The organism is Hymenobacter daeguensis, from assembly GCF_054780555.1.
The window spans coordinates 1-21,371 of sequence record NZ_BAAGWC010000001.1; the positions used below are offsets into that span (position 1 = coordinate 1).

18 protein-coding genes are annotated in these 21,371 nt (G+C 62.6%); 4 read left to right on the forward strand and 14 right to left on the reverse strand.

Annotation, left to right across the window (positions count from 1 at the left end; translation table 11 throughout):
• From ACYVHT_RS00005 to ACYVHT_RS00065, 13 genes are all read right to left on the reverse strand, one after another.
• On the reverse strand, positions 1-228 hold a 228-nt coding region (locus ACYVHT_RS00005), incomplete at its 3' end, for a hypothetical protein (RefSeq protein WP_460546647.1).
• 125 nt (positions 229-353) lie between these two features.
• Positions 354-923, reverse strand: a complete 570-nt coding sequence (locus ACYVHT_RS00010; RefSeq protein WP_460546649.1) for an RNA polymerase sigma factor — start codon at positions 921-923, stop codon at positions 354-356.
• A 181-nt stretch (positions 924-1,104) separates the two neighbouring features.
• Positions 1,105-1,815, reverse strand: a complete 711-nt coding sequence (locus ACYVHT_RS00015) for a phenylalanine-4-hydroxylase (protein WP_460546651.1) — start codon at positions 1,813-1,815, stop codon at positions 1,105-1,107.
• Between the two features lie 271 nt (positions 1,816-2,086).
• The gene (aroF, locus tag ACYVHT_RS00020; RefSeq protein ID WP_460546653.1) at positions 2,087-3,091 is read right to left on the reverse strand and encodes a 3-deoxy-7-phosphoheptulonate synthase; all 1,005 of its coding nucleotides are present in this window, start codon (positions 3,089-3,091) and stop codon (positions 2,087-2,089) included.
• 46 nt (positions 3,092-3,137) lie between these two features.
• The gene (gene trpA / locus ACYVHT_RS00025; RefSeq protein WP_460546655.1) at positions 3,138-3,917 is read right to left on the reverse strand and encodes a tryptophan synthase subunit alpha; all 780 of its coding nucleotides are present in this window, start codon (positions 3,915-3,917) and stop codon (positions 3,138-3,140) included.
• Positions 3,918-3,954: 37 nt separating this feature from the next.
• Positions 3,955-5,151 carry a tryptophan synthase subunit beta gene (gene trpB / locus ACYVHT_RS00030; RefSeq protein WP_460546657.1) on the reverse strand — a complete coding sequence of 399 codons (1,197 nt, stop codon included), beginning with the start codon at positions 5,149-5,151 and terminating at the stop codon, positions 3,955-3,957.
• A gap of 42 nt (positions 5,152-5,193) precedes the next feature.
• The gene (locus ACYVHT_RS00035; protein ID WP_460546659.1) at positions 5,194-5,910 is read right to left on the reverse strand and encodes a phosphoribosylanthranilate isomerase; all 717 of its coding nucleotides are present in this window, start codon (positions 5,908-5,910) and stop codon (positions 5,194-5,196) included.
• A 22-nt stretch (positions 5,911-5,932) separates the two neighbouring features.
• Positions 5,933-6,751 carry an indole-3-glycerol phosphate synthase TrpC gene (gene trpC / locus ACYVHT_RS00040; protein ID WP_460546661.1) on the reverse strand — a complete coding sequence of 273 codons (819 nt, stop codon included), beginning with the start codon at positions 6,749-6,751 and terminating at the stop codon, positions 5,933-5,935.
• Positions 6,752-6,847: 96 nt separating this feature from the next.
• Complete coding sequence (trpD, locus tag ACYVHT_RS00045; protein WP_460546663.1) at positions 6,848-7,843, reverse strand: anthranilate phosphoribosyltransferase; 996 nt, start codon at positions 7,841-7,843, stop codon at positions 6,848-6,850.
• A gap of 151 nt (positions 7,844-7,994) precedes the next feature.
• Positions 7,995-8,564 carry an anthranilate synthase component II gene (locus tag ACYVHT_RS00050; protein WP_460546665.1) on the reverse strand — a complete coding sequence of 190 codons (570 nt, stop codon included), beginning with the start codon at positions 8,562-8,564 and terminating at the stop codon, positions 7,995-7,997.
• A gap of 9 nt (positions 8,565-8,573) precedes the next feature.
• A complete protein-coding gene (locus ACYVHT_RS00055; RefSeq protein WP_460546667.1) occupies positions 8,574-9,998 on the reverse strand; it encodes an anthranilate synthase component I family protein in 1,425 nt (474 codons plus the stop codon).
• Positions 9,999-10,326: 328 nt separating this feature from the next.
• The gene (locus tag ACYVHT_RS00060) at positions 10,327-11,535 is read right to left on the reverse strand and encodes an alpha/beta hydrolase-fold protein (RefSeq protein ID WP_460546669.1); all 1,209 of its coding nucleotides are present in this window, start codon (positions 11,533-11,535) and stop codon (positions 10,327-10,329) included.
• A gap of 15 nt (positions 11,536-11,550) precedes the next feature.
• Positions 11,551-12,255, reverse strand: a complete 705-nt coding sequence (locus ACYVHT_RS00065) for a hypothetical protein (RefSeq protein WP_460546671.1) — start codon at positions 12,253-12,255, stop codon at positions 11,551-11,553.
• A gap of 581 nt (positions 12,256-12,836) precedes the next feature.
• Between ACYVHT_RS00065 and ACYVHT_RS00070 the strand changes: the two genes are divergently transcribed.
• The 3 genes from ACYVHT_RS00070 (at position 12,837) to ACYVHT_RS00080 (ending at position 18,458) form a co-directional block, all read left to right on the forward strand.
• Positions 12,837-15,854 (forward strand): SusC/RagA family TonB-linked outer membrane protein, encoded by a 3,018-nt coding sequence (locus tag ACYVHT_RS00070; protein WP_460546673.1) that lies wholly within the window; start codon positions 12,837-12,839, stop codon positions 15,852-15,854.
• 12 nt (positions 15,855-15,866) lie between these two features.
• Positions 15,867-17,510 (forward strand): RagB/SusD family nutrient uptake outer membrane protein, encoded by a 1,644-nt coding sequence (locus ACYVHT_RS00075; protein ID WP_460546675.1) that lies wholly within the window; start codon positions 15,867-15,869, stop codon positions 17,508-17,510.
• 126 nt (positions 17,511-17,636) lie between these two features.
• A complete protein-coding gene (locus ACYVHT_RS00080; protein WP_460546677.1) occupies positions 17,637-18,458 on the forward strand; it encodes a SusE domain-containing protein in 822 nt (273 codons plus the stop codon).
• A 537-nt stretch (positions 18,459-18,995) separates the two neighbouring features.
• On the opposite strand, the gene ACYVHT_RS00085 is transcribed toward ACYVHT_RS00080, so the two are convergent.
• Entirely contained in the window at positions 18,996-20,192 is a 1,197-nt protein-coding gene (locus ACYVHT_RS00085) for a T9SS type A sorting domain-containing protein (protein ID WP_460546679.1), read from the reverse strand.
• Positions 20,193-20,452: 260 nt separating this feature from the next.
• On the opposite strand from ACYVHT_RS00085, the gene ACYVHT_RS00090 reads away from it, so the two are divergent.
• A complete protein-coding gene (locus ACYVHT_RS00090; protein WP_460546681.1) occupies positions 20,453-21,301 on the forward strand; it encodes an N-acetylglucosamine kinase in 849 nt (282 codons plus the stop codon).
• The last annotated feature ends 70 nt before the right edge of the window (positions 21,302-21,371 follow it).

Here is a 21,371-nt window from a genome sequence, read left to right on the forward strand (position 1 = left end):
GCTCAACGGCAGGGCGGCCAGCCGGGCCTTCACGCGGTGCAGGGCGGCAGCCGTGGCGGGCGTGGCGGTGGGCGTTTGGCTGGCCTGCCACACGGCTTTCAGCTGCTCAAACGTGCGTTCGTTTTCGGGCGACTGCGCGACCCAGGTAGCAAGCCGCTCGTTCTCGTCCGACGACGTTTGCCGGGCCAGGTAGCGGGTGATGAGCAGGTAGATTTCTTCTGATTCCACGGGGCAAAACGGGCCGGAGTAGCCGCGTATGCCTCAAAGACGCCGCCGCCCGCTCACCTCGTGACACCCAACGGCAGGCTTAATCGAAGGGTAACAACCGTAACCATTCGGTAATAACCGACGCGCTACTGCACGCCCGACGTGTGCAGCGCCTCCTTCAAAAAGCGCAGCCCCCGGAACATGTGCGTTTTCACCGAATTGACGGAAATGCCCAGCAGCGCCGCAATTTCCTCATACGTCAGGCCCCCGTCGCGGTGCAGCTGAAACACCTGGCGGGTGCGCCCGGGCAGCCGCTCGATGAGCTGGAGCAGGTGCTGGCTCAGCTCCTGAAACACCAGTAATTCATCGGGCTGCAGATGCAGGGCTTCGGGCTGAGCGTAGGACAATTCCTCCTCGGCTTCCACAATGGCGCGCCGCTGCTGCCGGAGCTTATCATAGCTGCGGTGCTTCACGGCGGCGTAGAGGTAGCCGGCCAGCGAGCCCTGCACGCTGAGCTGCGCCCGGCTGGTCCAGATGGTGCAGAACAGGTCGGCCACCACGTCCTCGGCGGCATCGGTGGGGTACGGCAACAGGCTTTGGGCGTAGCGCAGCAGCCCGGCGTAGTGGCGGGTAAACAGCGCATCGAAGGCAGCTTCATGGCCCAAGGCAAGGGCTTCGAGGTACTGCCGGTCAGAGGAAGTAGGCGCGAACATCATACCAGCAGACAAAGCTACCGGCGGCAAAAAACGTCCGTGTTAATGCCGTATTATGATATAATTACCCCACGAATAAACCAGCAATTTTATCAGTGCCACGTGCCGGGCCCGCCGCCGCCCGGCGGGCCCGGCACGTGGCGCCATCAACCACACTAGCCGGGCTGGTTGCCAGGGCGTTGCCCTAGTGCCGGGCCAGCATACCGGCCAGCTCCTCAATGCAGCCGGTGAGCTGCTCCCAGGCGGGCAGCACGAAGTACTGGTCCTGGTAGCGGGTGCCGGTCACGGGCGTGCGCAGCACGGTGGCCAGGTCGAAGGCCGGGCGCGGCGTGTGCTCGTTCACGCAGTGGTGGATTTCGCCGGCCGACGACAACAGGCCCGCCCCGTAGAGCAGCGGCCGGCCCTCGTGCTGCACCAGCCCGAACTCGGCGGTGAAGAAGTAGAGCGCCCACAGCTGCTCGCGGGCTTCGGAGCCCACCGGCTGGGCCCGGTAGGCCTGCCCCAGCTCGTGCAGGAAGTTGGCCAGTCCTTCATCGAGCAGCATGGGCACGTGCCCGAACAAGTCGTGAAACAGGTCCGGCTCGGGGCTGAAATCGAAGCTGTGCATGGGCCGGATGCGCGTCACAATCGGGAACCGGCGCTCGGCCAGCAGGTCGAAGAAAGCGGCCGGCTCAAACGGCCGCCCCACCGGGGCCAGCTGCCAGCCGGTTTCCTCGCGCACCACGGCGCTCAGCTCCACAATGTCGGGGAGGGCATCGCGCCGATACCCAAGCCGGGCCAGGCCCTGGTTGAACGCCGGGGCCGCCCGCCGGTGCAGCAAGGCCGTCTGGCGGTCGAACAGCATTTTCCAGATGAGTTGGTCCTGGTTGGCAGCGGAATTGGGTTTGGCAAACATAGCTTGGGACAAAAGGTAGGTGAAGGGAACGAGAAAGCGGATTGGGCGAAAAAAAAGCCCGATATCCTGGCGGATTCGGGCTTTTGAAGGTTTCTAGCAAAAGTCGGGGTTCATGCCTCGTCTTCCGGTAGCGCCAATCGCAGCCCGTGTCCGTCCTGTTTAGGGGCGGTCATCAGGTTTTTAATGCAATTGACGAATTGGTGGCGCATGATTGAGACGAATTTAGGCAGCGTTTTTCAAAATGCAAGCATTCGGCTTCATTAATTTTTCGCTACTCCAGCTCGCCGCGCAGGGCATACACGCGCCGCAGGTTGCGAATGAGCCGGGCCGATTCATCGAAATCCAGCGTCTGCGCGCCATCCGAAGCGGCCGTTTCCGGGGTTTCGTGGGTTTCGTACACAATGCCGTCGGCCCCGGCCAGCACGCCGGCCAGCGCCATCTGGGGCACAAACTCCCGGATGCCGATGCCGTGCGAGGGGTCGACGATGACCGGCAGGTGGCTTTTGGCTTTGAGAATCGGGACGGCGTTCAAGTCCAGGGTGTTGCGGCTGGCCGTCTCAAACGTGCGGATGCCGCGCTCGCAGAGAATGAGCTTCTCGTTGCCGCCCGAAAACACGTACTCGGCCGACGACAGCAGCTCCTCCACGGTGCCCGAGATGCCGCGCTTCAGCAGCACCGGCTTGTCGACGCCGCCCAGGGCATCGAGCAGGTTGAAGTTCTGGGTATTGCGCGCCCCCACCTGGAACACGTCCACGAAGTCGTGCATCTCCTCCACCTGCGATACCTGCATCACCTCGGTCACGATTTTGATGCCCCGCTCCCGCGCCATGCGGTGGAAGTCGCGCAGCCCGTCCATGCCCAGCCCCCGGAAGGCGTAGGGCGACGAGCGGGGCTTGAACACGCCGCCGCGCATGAGCCGCACGCCGTTTTCGACCAGGTGAGTCATGACTTTTTCCATCTGGGCTTCGCTCTCGATGCTGCACGGGCCGGCGCAAATGGCCAGCGAGCCCTCCCCTATCGTCACGCCATCGCCGAGGTCGAGCACGGTGGGCTTCACGCGCCACTTGCGGCTCACCAGCTTGTAGTCGTCGCTCACGCGGTGCACGTCGCGCACGCCCGGCAGCTGGCCAATGGTGCGGATGTCGAAGTCCTGCTTGCCAATGGCGACGAGGTAGTGCGCGTGCTGGGTGGTGACTTCGGTGGCCTTGTAGCCCTGCTGCCGGAGGTGCTCCGTAATGGTGGGCACGGAAGCCGTTTTTTCTAGCTGAATTATCACGGGTTTGCTTTTTTAAAATTGATTGTCTACCAGTTGCCAGGCTTAACTAGGCCTGCCTGATGCCGCGCACAAACCGGGCAGCGGCTTCCGGCGCATCGGCGGCATCTTCCAGGGCCCGGATGAGGGCCGAGCCAATGATGGCCCCTTCGGCATACCGGCAGGCGCGGTCGAAGCCGGTTTTATCGGCAATGCCGAAGCCGATGAGGCGGGGATTTTTCAGGTTAAGCGCCGCAATCCGGTGGAAGTACCCGGCCTGCGCGGCGGCATCGGGCGCGGTGGTGCCGCCGGTGGTGCCGGGGCCCGATACTAGGTAGAGAAACGCCTCGGACAGCGCATCGAGCCGGCGAATTCGGGCGTCGGAGGTTTGCGGCGTGATGAGGAACACGGCTTTCAGGCCGTACTGCTGAAACAGCGCGTGATACCGTTCCTCGTACTCATCGAGCGGCAAATCGGGCAGGATGAGGCCGTCGACGCCCACTGCGGCCGCGCGCTGCAGGAAGGCTTCCACGCCAAACTGCATGACGGGGTTGAGGTAGCCCATGAGCAGCACGGGCGTGTCGGGCACGGCTTTTCGCAGGTCTTTCAGCTGCTCAAACAGCACGGGCAGGGTCATGCCATTGGCCAGGGCGACGGTGCTGCTGTGCTGAATGACCGGGCCATCGGCCAGCGGGTCGGAGAAAGGCATGCCGATTTCGAGGATGTCGGCCCCGGCATTTACCAGGGCTTCGGCCAGCGGCAGGGTGTCGTGCAGGCTGGGGTAGCCGGCCGTGAAGTAGGTATTGAGCAGGTTGCGCTTGCCAGCAAAAGCTTCTTTTAGTCTGTCCATGAGGTATTTTTCCGCCGCGGGCCGCCGCGCGGGCGCTTTATATGAGCTTGTCCAGGTTGTTGAGGTAGGTTTCCAAATCCTTGTCGCCGCGGCCGGAGAGGTTGACCACCACCACATCGGCCGGGCCCGCGCCGAGCTGCCCGAGGGCGGCCAGCGCGTGAGCCGTTTCCAGCGCCGGAATGATGCCTTCCAGCCGGCTGAGCTCCGAAACGGCCGCCAGCGCCTCGTCGTCGGTGATGGCAATGAATTCGGCCCGGCCCACGGCGCCCAGGTGCGCGTGCAGCGGCCCGATGCCGGGATAGTCCAGCCCGGCGCTCAGCGAGTAGGGCTCCGTAATCTGGCCGTGCTCGTCCTGCATCAGCAGCGTTTTGCTGCCGTGAATGATGCCCGGCGTGCCCAGCACCGACGTGGCCGCCGAATGCCCCGAATGCACGCCGTGCCCGGCCGCCTCCACCGCCACGAGGCGCACGGCCGGCTCATCCAGAAAATGGTAGAAGGCCCCGGCCGCGTTGGAGCCGCCGCCCACGCAGGCCACCACCGCATCGGGCAGCTCGGAGCCGGTTTTTTCCAGCAGCTGGGCCCGCATTTCCTCGCTGATAATGGCCTGCAGCCGCGCCACCAAATCGGGGTACGGGTGCGGGCCCACCACCGAGCCGATGATGTAGTGCGTGTCGACGGGGTTGGCAATCCAGTCGCGGATGGCTTCGTTGGTGGCGTCTTTCAGGGTCTGGCTGCCGCTTTCGGCGCGGCGCACCTCGGCCCCGAGCAGGCGCATCCGGGCCACGTTGGGGGCCTGGCGCTCCATGTCGATGGCCCCCATGTACACCACGCATGGCAGGCCCATGAGGGCGCACACGGTGGCCGTGGCCACGCCGTGCTGCCCGGCCCCGGTTTCGGCAATGATGCGCTTCTTGCCCAGCCGCTGGGCCAGCAGAATCTGCCCCACGGTATTGTTTATCTTGTGCGCGCCGGTGTGGCACAGGTCTTCGCGCTTGAGGAAAATACGCGTGTTGTACCGGGCCGACAGGCGCCTGGCTTCAAACAGCGGCGTGGGCCGGCCCACGTAGTCGCGCAGCAGCTGCTTCAGCTCGGCCTGAAAGCCGGGGTCGGCCAGAATGGCGAGGTACTGCGTGCGCAGCTCCTCCACGTTGGGGTACAGCATTTCGGGCACGAAAGCGCCGCCGAACTCGCCGTAATAGCCCCGGGCTGTGGGTTGTTGATAGGATGCCGTCATGGTGCTTGATAATTCTGAATTGGTGGAGTGAGCACGCCGGGCTCAGCGTTTCAAGGCCGTGAGCATCTGCCCTACCCGGCCAGCGTCTTTCACGCCCGGCGCGGTTTCGAAGCCGCTGTTCAAATCGACCCCGGCCAGGCCGGGCAGGCGCAAGGCGGCCAACTCGGCGGCGTGGGCCAGGCCCAGGCCGCCGGCCAGCAGATACGGCACCGGCAGGTTGTATGGCCGAAGCAGATTCCAGTTGAAAACCGTGCCGTTGCCGCCGGGAGCCGCGCCTTTGGCATCAAAAAGGAAGAAGTCGCAGCAGGGCACGTAGGGCCGCAGCACGTCCAGGTCGAGGGCCTCTCCCACCGCAAATGCCTTCATCACCAGCAGGCCGGCCTCGCTCAGCGCCTCGCACTGCGCGGGCGTTTCCCGGCCGTGCAGCTGCACGGCCGACAGGCCGAAGCGCAGGGCCGTAGCGAGGATGGTTGCCGTGGATTCATTCACGAAAACCCCCACTTTCCAGATGGCCGGCGGCAGCGCCTGCAGCTGCGCCGGGGCCAGCGCCTCGCCCACGAAGCGCGGCGAGGCCGGCGCGAAAATGAAGCCCAGAAAATCCGGGGCCAGGGCGGCGACTTCGGCCAGCGCGGCGGCATCGCGCATGCCGCATACTTTCACCAGCAGGCGCGGCGGCGCGGCCGGGTCTGCCGGCACCGCGGCGCCGGGCACGCCGGCAGCCCGCGCAAGGGCCGCAAGGTTGGGACGGGGCGTTTTCATCGTTTGGGCAGGCAAAATGAACTCAGGCAACGGCGGCGGCTTCCGGCAGGGTGGCTATTTCCTGCACCAGCGCCGCGCAGGCCCGCTCGGGCCGGGCCTGGCCCATAAACGCTTCGCCCAGCAGAAAGCCCTGGTAGCCGGCGGCGCGCAGCCGGCCAATGGCCGGGGCCGTGGAGATGCCGCTTTCCGAAACCTTCACAAACTCGGCCGGAATCAGCTCTGCGAGGGCCAGCGAGGTATCCAGGCTCAGGCTGAAATCGTGCAGGTTGCGGTTGTTTACGCCGATGAGGCTCACCGCTGTCGGATTGGCCGAGCGCGCCAGCTCGTCGGCATTGTGCACTTCGAGCAGCACTTCCAGGCCCAGCGAGCGGGCCAGCCGGCCCAGCGCGTCGATTTCCTGGGGCGTGAGCACGGCCGCGATGAGCAGCACGGCATCGGCCCCGATGCTCTTGGCTTCGAGCACCTGGTACTCATCCACCACAAAATCCTTGCGCAGGATGGGGCAGAAATTGAAGCGCCGGGCAATGGTCAGGTCCTCGTTTTTACCGCCGAAAAATGTGGCATCGGTGAGCACGGAAAGGGCCGCCGCACCGGCCTGCATGTAGCCCAGCGTGGTGCGCTCCACGGGCGCGTACTGGTTAATCCAGCCTTTGGAGGGCGACTTGCGCTTGAACTCCGCGATGAGGCCGCTGCTGTGGGGCCGCGTCAGGTACTGGCGCAGCGACAGCGGCTGCGAGCTGAAGTACAGGCTGGTTTCGAGCAGCTTGACGGGCACGAGCTCGCGGCGGCGCACAACTTCTTGGCGCTTGTGCGCTACAATGGTATCGAGAATGGTGGACATTTTTTGAATGAAGAATGAGCAATGAAGAAGGAGGAATCAGTGGTTGATGAGCGAAAAGCCGAACGGTGCTAAGCACCCATTCCTCGTTCTTCATACTTAATGGATGGCAAGCATGGTTTGAAAGGCCTTTTTCGCCGCCCCCGAATCCAGCGATTCGCGGCTTTGGGCCAGTGCCTCGGCCCAGCCGAGGCCGGGGCGGGCGCACTGCAGGGCCAGCGCGGCATTGGCCGTCACCACGTTGCGCTGGGCCACGGTGCCGGCGCCCGACAATACGTCGAAGAACAGGGCAGCGGCGGCTTCCACGGTGCTGCCGCCCGCCAAATCGGCGGCCGAGCAGGTGGGCAGGCCCAGCGTTTCGGCCGTGAGCAGCCGCTCGCCCTCAAACGAGGAAACGACCCTGGCCGGACCGGTGAGGGCCAGCTCGTCGTAGCCGTCCAGGGCGTGCACCACGGCGTAGCGCGTGCCGGTGGGCTGCATGAGGTAGTGGTAGAGGCGCTGCAATTCCAGGCTGAACACGCCCAGCAGCTGGGCCGCCGGCCGGGCCGGGTTCACCAGCGGGCCGAGGATGTTGAAGAACGTGCGCAGCCCCAGCTCGCGGCGCACCGGCCCCGCATGGCGCATGGCCGGGTGGAAAGCCGGCGCGTGCAGAAAGCAGATGCCCGCCCGGTCGAGCTGCCGCCGCAGCTGGTCGGAGCCGGCCTCGAAGTCATACCCGAAATGCGCCAGCACGTTGGACGCGCCCGATACCGACGACACGCCGAAGTTGCCGTGCTTGGCCACCCGCTCCCCCGCCCCGGCCACCACAAAACAGGCCAGCGTGGAGATGTTGAGCGTGTTTTTGCCGTCGCCACCCGTGCCCACAATGTCCAGCACTTCGGTGGTGCCCAGCAGCGGGTCGCGGCTCAAATCGAGCAGGGCCTGCCGGAAGCCGGCCAGCTCGGCCACGGTGATGGGCCGCATCCGGTACACGGCCAGGAAGGCGGCCGTTTCGGCCGGGTTGGCCCCGCCTTCGCCCAGCTGGCGCATGGCGGCGTGGGCCTCGGCGTGGGTCAGGGGCTGGTGGTCGAAAAGCTTGGTGAGAATCTGTTTCAAAGCTTGCTGTTATTTCCTGAAGGTCATGCTGAGCGCAGCCGAAGCCCCTCGCCTGCAGCCGTAATTAAATCTTGGTGAACATCGTGAAGCCGTGGGGGCACGCGAGGTGCTTCGGCTGCGCTCGGCACGACGTTCGGGTTTGCTTAAGGCCCTACGCCAGCCAGTTCGCCAGCATCTGCGCGCCGTGTTCGGTCAGAATGCTTTCGGGGTGAAACTGCACGCCGCGCACGTCATGCTGCCGGTGGCGGAAGGCCAGCACCTCGCCATTGGCATCGCGGGCCGTCACCTCCAGCGCGGCGGGCACCGAGCCGGGCCGCACCGCCCAGGAGTGGTAGCGCCCCACCCGGAACCGGCCCGGCAGGCCCGCAAAAAGGCGCTCGTCGGCGGCGGTTACCTCGGCTTCGGTGGCCACGCCGTGCAGCACGGCCGGCAGGTTGTAGAGCTCGGCCCCAAAGCTTTCGGCCAGCCCCTGGTGGCCCAGGCACACGCCCAGCATCCGCTTGGTGGGCGCATATCGCTGAATGATGGCGGGCATCAGGCCCGCTTCGGCCGGAATGCCGGGGCCGGGCGATAGCAGGATGGCATCGTACGCATCCACGGCTTCCAGCGCCAGCTGGTCGTTGCGAATCACTGTCAGTTGCGGGCCGTGGCCCAGCTCCCGCAGCAGGTGCACCAGGTTGTAGGTGAAGGAATCGTAGTTATCGAGAACGAGAATGTTCATGGCAATGAGCTATTTAATGTCTTCGGCCGCCCGCAAAGCCGCCCGTAGGGCGCCCAGCTTGTGGTGCACTTCTTCCAGCTCCGACTGTACCTGTGAGGCCGCCACCACGCCCGCCCCGGCCTGGAAATACAGCTGGTTGCCGGTGCTCAGAAACGAGCGAATCATGATGGCGTGGTTGAAGCTGCCATCGAAGCCCAGGTGGCCCAGGCAGCCGCCGTAATAGCCCCGGGCGGTAGGCTCCAGCCCGTCAATCAGCTGCATGGCGCGGTGCTTGGGCGCGCCCGAGAGCGTGCCGGCCGGAAAGGTATCGGCCACCACCTGCAGGGTATCAGTGCCTTCGTCGAGCTCGGCCGTGACTTTGCTTACCAGGTGAATTACATGCGAGTAGAACTGAATCTCGCGCAGCGTGCGTACCTGCACCCTGGTGCCGTGGCGGGCCAGGTCGTTGCGGGCCAGGTCCACCAGCATCACGTGCTCGGCGTTTTCCTTGGGGTCGGCGGCCAGGCGCTGGGCGGCGGCGGCATCGGCGGCATCGTCGCCGGTGCGGCGGTAGGTGCCGGCTATCGGAAACAGGCTGGCCTCGCGGCCCTGCACCAGCACCTGCGCCTCGGGTGAGGAGCCGAAGATTTTATAGTCGCCGTAGTCGAAGTAAAACAGATAGGGCGACGGGTTGATGGAGCGCAGCGCCCGGTACACGTTAAACTCATCGCCCGAAAACGCCTGCTGGAAGCGCCGCGAAAGCACAATCTGGAACACGTCGCCGCGCCGGCAGTGCGCCTGTCCCTGCGCCAGGCGCGCCAGAAACTCGGCATCGGTCTGGTTGCTGAGCTCCTCGCCCACCGTGGCAAAGCCGAAGGTGGGCACGCTGGGGTTGCGCACCAGGTTTTCGAGGCGGGTCAGGCCGTCGGCGTCCTCCTTGGCCTGCCCGGCCACGCGGTGCTCGAAGAGGTGCAGCTCCTGCCGGAAGTGGTTGAAGGCGATGACGTAGCGGTACACGCCGTAGCGCATGAGCGGAATGTCGCCGGCCGGCACTTTGTCGGCGGCCAGCGCCACGTCCTCGAAGCTTTGCACCGCCTCGTAGCCCATGTAGCCAAAAAGGCCCGTGCTGATGAACGGCAGCTGGGCGGCCGTGGCATCGGGCACAAAAGCGGCGGCAAATTCGCGCAGCCGGCCCAGCGCCTGGCGCGGGCTGGCCAGCTGCTCGCGGGTTTCCGGAGCGCCGGGCAGCAGCTGGCGCAGCTCGCCGCCCCGGCGCAGCTCAAACGTGGCCAGCGGCTCGCACACCAGGTAGCTGAAGGCATTCTGCTGGCCGTGGTAGTCGGCGCTTTCCAGCAGCAGGCAGTTGGGGTACTGGTCGCGCAGGCGCAGGTACAGGCCTACCGGGGTCACGGTGTCGGCCAGCAGGCGGCGGGTGCGGGTGGTGAGTTGGGGCATAAGCTTCAGCTTGTGCAGGAGGTGAAGGGTGAAATGCAAAAAGCCCGGCGAAGGGCCGGGCTTTTTGTGGTTGCAGGCAAAATCAGGCGTGACTTTACCAGGCGCACAGGCAGGCCGGTCCGATGTTTCGGAGCTGCCACCACCAAGCCTGGGAAGTACGATGTAAAGTCATTTCAGGAGCACGCTTTTATCAGAAGCGCGATGCAAAGGTAGAGGGTTATTTTTAAAATCCCTTCAACTGCAGGGAAATTTTTATACGACTCTGGCAATTATTGGTTGGCATTTTCACTACAATGGCAACCACCCGTTTCGCAGAAGCCGCCCGGCTTCAACGCTTGCGCGTTGATGCTTTGGCTGTTGCCGCCGGTAGAAATAAAAACCGATAGGCCGCCGGAAACTCACGCCGCCAGAACCATTCGCGGTGCTCGCCATCGGCCGGCGCATGAAACGACACGTTGGCGGCCGGCACGCCTTCGCGGCGCAGCTCGTCGCGCCACTGCGCCATCAGCGGCAGCATGGTTTTCGATTCCTTCGGGCCGCACACGAAGTAGAACCGGGCCGTGGGCGCGGCCGGGTGCGTTTTGGCAAATGCCCGCAACGCGTCGTTGCACACCCAGAAGGCCGGCGAAAACACGCCAACCTGGCCAAACACCTTCGGATATTTCAGGGCCGCGTACACCGAAATCAGCCCGCCCAGGCTGGAGCCGGCCACGCCGGTGTGCGCCGCGTCGGGCCGGGTGCGGTAGTGGGCATCCACGTAGGGCTTCAGGGTGTTGGCCAGAAAGTCGACGTAGGCACCGCCCTGCCCGCCCCGGTGCGGCTGGTTTTTCAGGGAGTCGCTGGGCCAGGGAATGTATTCGTCGGAACGGAACTCGTTGCCGTTGTCGATGGCCACCACAATGCTGCCGGCAGCGTCCTGCCCGGTTTGGCGCAGCTTATCCAGCGTTTCGTCCACGCCCCACTCGCCGCTGAAGCTGGTGGCGGCATCGAAGACATTCTGGCCATCGTGCAGGTACAGCACGGAGTAGCGCCGGGCCGGCTGCTTCGCATAATCGGCAGGCAGATAAACCAATACCCGGCGCTGACGGCCCAGCTGCGGCATACTGAAAGCCGCCGCCAGCGTATGCACCTGCGGAGAAGCCGTGTGGCCGCGCGGCACGGCGGCACCGCTTTGGTCGTCCCAGGCCAGCACGCGGTGGTGCACGTCCCTCGTCGTCGATAAATCGGCTTTGCGGTTGGCTATTGCCTGGTTTTTGTCGTCGATTTCAACCGTCGGCCAGCTGCCGCGGGTAAACTTGTACTCAATTGCGCCCAGGCCCGCGGGCAGGGCCACCTGGTAGGTGCCATCCGGATTTTTGTGCAGCGCGTACCGCGTTGCGTGGGGGTTCCAGCCATTGAAGGAGCCCGCCACAAACAGCGTATCCGCCGGCGGGGTGGCCGGGGGCACCTGGTCGAGCGTCAGGATGCTTTGCCCGGCGGCTGGCAAGGCCATGATGGCCAGCAGCAGCTGGCCCAGGTAGTTTCGCCACTGCCCCATATTGCTCAGGGCTGCTTAGCGGATGGTTTCGCCGCTGCCGGCCCCGCGCTCCGAAGCATCGGTTTTGCGCAGCGTGTACACGGCCCGTACCGAATCAATGCCCGGCAGGCCATTGGACTGAAAGTCAAGCAGCGAGCCTTTTTTCTGCGGGCCTTTCACGAAGTGCCGGTATTCTTCTGCCGACTCGCGCACTACGTACAGAAAGCCCGACGACGGCACCTTGAGGCGGGAAAAGGTGCTGCGCCCGTCGCCGGCCGCGCGGCGGTTGTCCTCGGCTACGAGGCTGGTGCCCAGCAGCCGGAACTTGGCGGCATCGTTGCCCGGCAAAGCCAGATTCCCCAGCCCGTCCACGAATACTTCGCGGCGGCTCATCAGGTGCTCCAGGTCCAGCGTTTTGAGCAGGCCCAGGTTTTCCTCCGACATCACCAGCTGCTGCACCGTCTTGCCGGGGGCCGGCTCCTGGTAGTACACCAGCACGGGTTTCTTCAGCTTAATCTTGCTGACTACCAGGGGCGGCGGTGCGTCCTCCTCGTCGTTGGCGCGCTGCGTAACGATGGGCGTATACACCGGCGGCGGCTTGGGGGCATTTTTGGTGGCGGGCGTGGGCTTGCCCGCGGGCTTGGGCACCGGCTTGTGCACGCCCGGCCGGGACTGGGCCCAGGTGGTGCCGGACAGGGTAGTGCCCAGTAACAAGACGAGGAGCAGAAGACGCTTTTTCATTTTCTAAGGAAAAGCCAAAAGTAACGATGAGACAGTGGCCTTGCAAGGTCGTTATTGGCCCCTGCCAGCGGATGCAGTGCCATACAATCCGTCGGAGAGCCGGGTTTGGCGGGGCCAGGGCATACGCTGCACGCTTTTTGCGCCGCTCGGAGGGAGGAAGTGCTCCCTCACCAAAGCCGGTGACATCGGCACGCAACCCCGGCGGAGTCCAATTGCCAAGCACAAACGTTTGCCCAAAAATTCTGGCTAATCGGGCCGAATTTTTTTTTAGCCTTGCGCTAACGTTTGCAATTACAGCCCCGCTTGCCTGTTTCAAACGATTGGGAACTAAAAAAGTGCATTCACGCCTGCAGCTGCCCAATATTTAACCCATTGTCAGACAAAATATTAAGGCCGGCACAGCGACGTTTTATCGATAAAAAAATCTAAAAACAATATCCGGCAAACTTTATTTATGTAGTGAGTAAGTGCTAACCTGCTGAGTAGCAAAAACCGGCCTAAAATGGGCTCCGATGCTATTTTTCGGTAACTTTACAGCCCCAATCTTCAAAAATTTCCCACCACTAAATTTTCTCATTTCAATGAAACACCCCTATCTAGCGAAGCTCCTGTTTCTGCTATTGTTCGCGTGCTTCGGCTTTGTTCCGGGAGCGTATGCTCAGACGGGCTCGGTCAGCGGCAAAGTGACCGACAGCAAAAACGAAGGAATTCCCGGCGCAACGGTCCTCATCGAAGGCACCACTCTTGGCAGCTCGTCCAATGTAGACGGCACATACAGCATTCAGAACGTACCGGCCGGGCCCCACACCCTGGTGATGTCGTTCGTGGGCTACAACACGGTGCGTCGCCCGGTGACAGTAGTCGCTGGCCAGAACACGGAAGTAACCGCCGGCCTCACCGAAAACACCACGCAGCTGTCGGAAGCCGTGGTGGTGGGCTACGGCACCCAGCGTCGGCAGGACGTGACCGGGGCCGTGGCCACGGTTGACTCCAAGCAGTTTGTACAGGGCCAGGTAACCAACCCCGAGCAGCTCATTCAGGGCAAAGTAGCCGGCGTGAGCATCACCACGGCGGGCGGCGCCCCGGGCACGGGCACGACCATCCGCATTCGTGGCAACTCGTCGCTCAACGCCAACAGCGACCCGCTGTACGTGATTGATGGGGTGGCCGTAGATAAAGGCGGCATCAACGGTGCTTCGAACCCGCTGTCGCTGATTAACCCCAGCGACATCGAAACGTTCACGGTATTGAAAGACGCTTCGGCCACGGCCATCTATGGCAACCGTGCTTCGGGCGGCGTTATTCTGATTACGACCAAGAAAGGCCTGCAGGGCGAAAAGCTGCGCGTGGAGCTGAATTCGCAAACGGGTTTTGCTACCGTGGCCCGGCGCTACGAAGCGCTGTCGGCCGACGAGTTCCGCAGCCTGATTCGGGCCAATGGCTCGCCCTCGCAAATTGCGACCCTGGGCTCGGCCAACACAAACTGGCAGAACGAGATTTTCCGCACCGCAGGCACCTACGACAACACGGTGAGCCTGATTGGCAGCGTGGCCAAGAACATTCCCTTCCGTGTGTCCTATGGCAACCTCTACCAGGAGGGCATTGTCATCACCAACAAGCTGAAGCGTAATTCGGGCTCGGTGAGCATCAGCCCGACCGTTCTCGACAACCACCTGCGCATCGACATCAACGCCAAAGGCTCGATTGTGGACAACCGCTTCGTGGACTATGGCAACGTGGCCAATGCCGCACTGTATGACCCCACGCAGCCGGTAATGTCGACCGAATCGAAGTTCACGCGCTACGGCGGCTACTATCAGTTCACCAACTCGGATGGCCAGCCGCTCGGCAACGCTTCGGGCAACCCGGTGGCGGCCCTCAACAACACCAGCGACATCAGCACGGTGAAGCGCCTCATCGGCAACGTGCAGTTCGACTACAAGGTGCACGGCATCGAAGGCCTGCGGGCCAACCTTAACCTAGGCCTGGATGTGGCGCGCGGACGTGGCGACAAAACCATTGCGGCTACCGACTTCGGCACCTTCAACACGACTTCGGCCGACCCCGGCCGCAATGGCTCTTACTACCAGTACGCCCAGGACAAGAACATGAAGCTGCTGGAAGCTTACCTGGCTTACGGCAAGCAGGTGGGCGGCACCAAGCTCGACATTCAGCTGGGCCACGCTTACCAGTCGTTCGTGGACGAAGGCCCCAACTACCTGACGTACCGCCTGAACCGCGATACCCTGGTAAACCGCAAAGACCAGCTGACGGTAGCGGGCTTCTACAACAAGTATGTACTGATTTCCTACTTCGGCCGGGCTACGGCCAACATCAAGGACAAGTACCTGCTGACGGCTACCCTACGTAATGACCAGACCTCACGCTTCGCCAAAGGCTACCGCAGCGGCTGGTTCCCGGCCCTGGGCCTGGCCTGGCGCATCAAGAACGAGGACTTCCTGAAGGATAACAACACGTTCTCGGAACTGAAGCTGCGCGCCGGCTACGGCCGCACCGGCCAGCAGGACATCGGCGGGGCCTACGATACGCAGCCCCGCTACGTCATCAGCGGCTCGACGACCACCTACCCGCTGGGCGGTGGTACCGGCACCGTGGTGCCCACCTACAGCCCGCAGGGCTACAACTCGGTGCTGACCTGGGAAACCACCAACACCTACAACGCTGGTCTGGACCTCGGTTTCATGGATAACCGCCTGACGGCTACCATCGATGTGTACCAGCGCACGGCCAGCGACCTGCTGGCCCTGGTGAACCAGTCGGCCGGCTCCAACCTGACCAACCAGTTGAATGCCAACATCGGCTCGCTGCGCAACCGCGGCATTGAGCTGGGCCTGAACTACGGCCTGCTGCGCAACGAAAATCTGACTTGGGACGTGAACCTGAACGGTGCCTACAACGTTAACAAAATCACCGACTTGGGCCAGCAGCAGGAAGGCTTCAAGGGCTATAAGGTTGGCGGTATTGGCGGTGGTACCGGCAACACGATTCAAATCCAGTCAGTGGGCTACCCCATCAACTCCTTCTTCGCTGCCCAGCAGGTGTACGGCCCGGATGGCCGTCCCGTGGAAGGCTTGTATGTGGACAAAGACGGCAACGGCGTTATCAACGACAACGACTACATTTTCTACAAGCAGCCGGCTCCGCTCGTTACGCTGGGCCTGAGCTCGAACGTGGTGTATAAGAAGCTGGTATTTGCCTTCACGCTGCGCAGCAACCTGGGCAACTACAACTACAACGCCAACGCCGCCAATCTGGGCAACTACGCCAACGCCCAGGGCTCGACGCTGTTCGTGAACAACCTGAACCCGGACGTGCGCAACACGGGCTTCACCCGCCAGCAGGTGTTCTCGGACTACTACATCCAGAATGCTTCGTTCCTGCGCTGCGAAAACATCTCGCTCGGCTACAACGTGGGCAAAGTGCTCGGCGCTTCGTCGCTGCGGGTGACGGCCAACGTGCAGAACGCCTTCCTCGTGACCAAATACAAAGGCGTTGACCCGGAAGTATTCAGCGGCATCGACACCAATTTTTATCCCCGCGCCCGCACCTTTACGCTGGGCCTGGCTCTCGGCTTCTAATTCCCACCACTCATGAAGAATTCATTGTATCGGGGGCTGACGGCCCTCGCGCTGAGCACCGCCCTGGCTGGCCTCAGCACGTCCTGCACCAAGGACCTCGACCAGACGCCCAAGTACGAGCTGACGCCTGACAAAGTGTATACCGGCCTGGCCGGCTACAAGCAGGTGCTGGCCAAGCTGTACGGCGGCTTTGCCCTCACCGGCCCTTCGGGCCCCGGCTCGGGCGATATTGTTGGCATCGACGCGGGTACTTCGGACTACATTCGCCAGTGGTGGAGCGCCCAGGAGCTGACCACCGACGAAGCCGTGATTGCTTGGAACGACCCCGGCGTGCAGGAATGGCACCGCATGAATTGGGACGCCAGCGACCCCCTGACCCGGGGCTTCTACAGCCGCCTCTACTACGAAATTGCCATCTGCAACGAGTTCATTCGTGAATCGACCGACGACAAGCTCAGCACCCGTTTGGGCAGCAGCGAGCAGACGCAAGGCAAGCTCTTCCGCGCCGAAGCGCGCTTCCTGCGCGCTGTAGCTTACTCGCACGTCATCGACTTGTTCGGCAACGGGCCTTTCGTGACGGAGCAAGACGCGGTAGGGGCAGGTCTGCCGCCTTACTACACGCGTCAGCAGCTCTACAACTTTGTGGAGAGTGAGCTATTGGCCCTGACGACGGACCTGGCTCCTCCCCGCACCAATGAGTATGGCCGCGTAGACCAGGCCGCTGCCCACGGCTACCTCGCTCGCCTGTACCTGAACGCCGGTGTCTATACCGGTACGCCTCAGTATGCCAAGGCTGCAACCGAAGCCAAAGCGGCTATTGACGGCGGCTACACCCTGGCTACTACTGCCAGCTCGGCGGCGTCGGCCTACGGTCGGATTTTCCTGGCTGATAACAACGCAGCGCCGGCAACGTCTGAAATCATCTGGCCAATCATTTTTGACGTGAACAACGTGCAGAGCTATGGCGGCACGACGTTCCTGGTGAATGGCGCAACCAGCGGGGCTGATGCTGCCTGGCAGCGCCTGGTAGGGCAGTCTACGGGCTGGGGCGGCCTCCGCACCACCAGCGCCCTGTTCGACAAGTTTTTCCTGGCGGGTGGCGACACCACCCGTGACCGTCGCGGCCGTTTCTACACCCGGGGCCAAACCCTGGCTATCAACGACCTCAGCCAGTTCACGCAGGGCCTGGGCGTGGTGAAATTCCGCAACGTAACCTCGACGGGCACCGGGGTTGGCGCATCGCTGAACTTCTCCAGCGTAGACTTCCCCATGCTGCGCTTGTCTGATATGATGCTCATCTACGCAGAAGCGGCCACCCGTGGCAACGCGGACCGGGGCATTGCACTGGGCTACGTAAATCAAATCCGTCGCCGGGCTTTTGGCTTCCCCATCAACGCAGCCAGCACGGCCGACATCACCGATTCGCAGATGACCACCGATTTCATCCTTGATGAGCGGGCGCGTGAGCTGCACTGGGAAGGCAGCCGCCGTACCGACCTCATCCGCTACGGCAAGTTCACCGAAAGCACTTACCTCTGGCCCTGGAAAGGCGGGGTATCGGCGGGCCAGGCGGTGGACGCCAAATACAAACTGTTCCCGATTCCGGCTTCCGACCTCACGGCCAACCCCAATCTGCGGCAGAACCCCGGCTATTAATCTTTGGTTGTGGCGGTGCCCGGCCGGGTACCGCCACACCACTTTCCTTTGCTGCTGCACCGGGCACTGCCCGACCCTGGCAGAAAGAACGGTTTTAGCTTCAACTTTTCAATATCAACCTATCTCATGAAGAATTTGCTTACCCAAGCTGCCGCCGTTGCATTTGCTGTGCTGGCGTTGGCCTCGTGCAAAAAGGACGAGAATCAGGCAAGCGTGAGCCCTTCGGCGCCGCTTACCCTATCCACCGCCACCAACACGGTGGTGCTGGCTCAGATTAACGACCCCCAAACGGCGCTCACGTACTCGTGGAACGCCGTTCAGTTTTCCATCAGCGGCACCGAATACACCAAGGCGCCAGCCGTTACCTACCAGCTGCAGGTAGCCAAATCGGCCGATGGGTTCGGTTATCCGGCCATCATCGATGCCGCCACGAGCACTTCGAAAGCCGTGACCGTCGCCGATTTGAATAATGCGCTTAACTCGATTGGGTTTCCGACCGGTGCGCCTACTCCCGCCTACGTGCGGGTAGCCGCTGTGGTAGGCACCGACAACCACACTTTCGTGTCGGCCCCGGTAGCCATCACCGCCACCGCTTACCCCGCCTGCCTTCCTCCCAATACTGACACCTGGGCGCTGGTGGGCCCGGCCGGCAATGGCTGGCCGAGTGGCACCCCCGCCACCGAAGATGGCATTCCATTGGTTTGGAACTGCGCTTTGCAGGCCTACACGGCTCGCACCCAGCTCAGCGCTGGCGCACTTAAATTCCGTCAGAACAAGAAGTGGGATGTCAACCTGGGGGGCCCCTCCAGTAATTTGGCTACCGGGGTAGCGCTCACCCGCAACGGTTCCGACATCACCCTTGCCACCGCAGGCACCTACACGGTGAAGCTGGTGGTTGCCGGCACCGGCGCCGGCGTTACGGGTGGCACCCTCACCATTACCCCCTGATTGACGCTGCCGTTTTCACCGGCCGAACCGGAGTTATACTGGTTATAGAAAGGCGCCGCTAGTAATCTAGCGGCGCCTTTTTTTGTCTCGGTGAGGTTGCTTGTCAGGGTGTAGCACGGAATGCCTTTAAGCGTCGCCAAAACGCATCCCATGCGTTTTCCTGGTGTTTGTTATTCGTCGGTCAAAGCGACCGTCTCCACGCCAACCCCGGCTTCTGTCTTTTACTTTTTGCGGCAGGCTGCTGCCGGATTGGCTAAAGCATTTCCGGGCACCAGCCCTGCGGGCTTGCACAGGCGAAGAAGCCGGCTACGCAGACGCTTTCACAGCATACCAGGCATTGGTTAACCCGAAGCTGGCCAAATAGATTTCTGCAGCCTATGCCGCTGAAATCCGCACAGTTGTTGACAACACCCGTTCGCTGATTTTACCCGAGCATAACCGGCCGCGAAGGCTCACGCATGGCCTTTCGCGGGTTCTATTGAAAACAAAAAAGCCCCGTCGTCTGACGGGGCTTTTTTGTTTAACAAGCGGTGGGGCTTACAACAGCACTACTTTGCTGGTCGATACTTTGTCGCCTACCTGCACGCGCACCAAGTAGGTGCCGGCGGCCACGTTGGCGGTGCTGATGGTTTTGGTCTGCAGGCCGGCGGCCTGGCGGCCGTTTTCCAGCGTCTGCACCGGGCGGCCGAGCAGGTCGGTCAGCACGATGTTCACGTTGTCGGCCTGGCTGCCTACGTTATAGGCCACCGTGGCAACGCCCTGGGCGGGGTTCGGATACACGTTCAGGGCCACGGCAGCAGCATCAGCCGCTTTGGTGCCCAGCACACCGTTGGCACCCAGCGTAACGGTGGCAGCCTGACGACCAACTACAGCCGTGAAGTCGTAGGCACCGGTGCCGGGGTTACCCGGGTTGCCGCCGGCAACAGGCGGAATGGGAGAAGACGTTTGCGGGATATAGTCAGTGGACAGGTAGCCGCCATCGCCGCTGTTTTGCACGACGAACATCGTAACTGAAGGTGTGCCGGTGAGGCCGGCAGCCGTGCGGTCAATCTCAATTTCCCAGCCGTTGGAGCCTACGCCGCCGTAAGAAGCCGCCGTATTGGGTGAGGTGTTGCCGGGGTTGCCGGAGATGCCAGCAGTAGTGCCCACTTTGTAGGCAACGCGGGCACCGGCCAGGCGAGCATAGTTGCCGGTGGTGGTAGCGGATGACAGCGTCAGGGCAGCGCCGGTATTCAGCAGCGGGCCAGCCGTAGTAGTGAGCGTGGCAGAGCTGGCGGCGGTGGCCGACGTATAAGCAGCGGCTTCAACCTTGTAAACACTGTTGGCGGGAGTAGCACCGCCGTCGGAACGCAGCGCCAGGGCCAAATCAGCTGCCAAGTCCAGCTTCGATGTCATGTTCTGGAACGAGGTGCCGCTGGTGCCAGCAGGCAGCGACGTACCTACCGGTACACCAGCAACGCTGGGCAGGTCGAGGAACAGCTGGAAGGCGTTGCCGTTGGCTTCTACGGTGCCACCTACGAAGATGTACAGCTTGGTAGCGGTGCTGGCGGCGTAGAGGCTCAGCAGACCAGCGTCGCCGAAGCCCCGGACGTTGGTGTATTTGCCCAGCAACACGTAGTTGCCGGAAGTCACTTCGGCGGCGGTCAGCTGCCCGTCAACCGTCACCTGCGCCTGGGCAGTGAGCGAACCAGCAGCCAGCACACCGGCCGCTGCAAGAGTAAAGAGTTTTTTCATGGGAATTTAGATTGGGAAAGTGGTGAGAATTGTTACGAAAAAACGTTAGTTGAGTTGGCCGTTATTTAAGAGTGAGTCCTCACTCCTAGCCGGGAGTAAAAGTAGCGACAGAAGCGTGATTTCGCACATTTTGAGCCATAAAATAGTCGGCAAGCACACAAAAAAACACGGCAAACGATTGCCCTGACCCTACCAACGATGGGGTTTCGGAGCGAGTGGTTACTTTCGCCTTCCCGTATTCACTCCCCCCCGACTTCCTTATGATACTAATTGCCGACGGCGGCTCGACGAAATGCAGCTGGTGCCAGCTCGATGACGCTCACCAACGCGTGTATTTCAACACCGAAGGGTACAACCCCGATTTTATTGACACGGCCGGAATTGTGGCCTCCCTCACCCAGAACCTGCCCAGCACGCTGCCCCGCGAGGAAGTGACCGACGTGTATTTCTACGGAGCCGGCGTTTCCTCGGCGCAAAAGGCCGAAGTAATTGCCGCCGCCCTGCGCCAGCTGTTTCCCAAGTGCAAGGCCCACGTGACCGAAGACCTGCTGGCCGCGGCCCGCGCCCTGCTGGGCCGCAAGCCCGGCTTCGCGGCCATCCTGGGCACGGGCACGAACTCGTGCATCTACGACGGCGAGAAGATTATCTACAACGTGGACTCGCTGGGGTATTTCCTGGGCGACGAAGGCTCGGGCTCGTATTTTGGCAAGCGGCTGCTGCGCGACTACCTGCGCGGCCTGCTGCCCGATGGCCTGCAGGAGGCGCTGAAGGAAGAATACCACCTCGGCTCGCGCAACGACATTCTGGACCGGCTCTACAACCAGCCGCTGCCCAACCGCTTCCTGGCCAGCTTCGCCAAGTTTGCCTACGACCACAACAACGTGCCCTACTGCCGCGAAATCGTGGTTGATGCCTTCGAGGCTTTCTTCCAGAACCTGGTGCTGCACTACCCCCGCTACCAGGAATACACGTTCAACTGCGTGGGCTCGGTGGGCTACAACTTCCGCGACGTGCTGACGCAGCTGGCCAAAAACCACGGCATGGAAGTGGGCAAGATTATCCGCTCCCCCATCGATGACCTGGTGACCTACCACGAGGAAGGGAATTGAGTTAAGTTTAGCAGCTAAGAGTTAAAAAAAGGCCCGTCTGAATCGTCAGACGGGCCTTTTTTTAACTCTT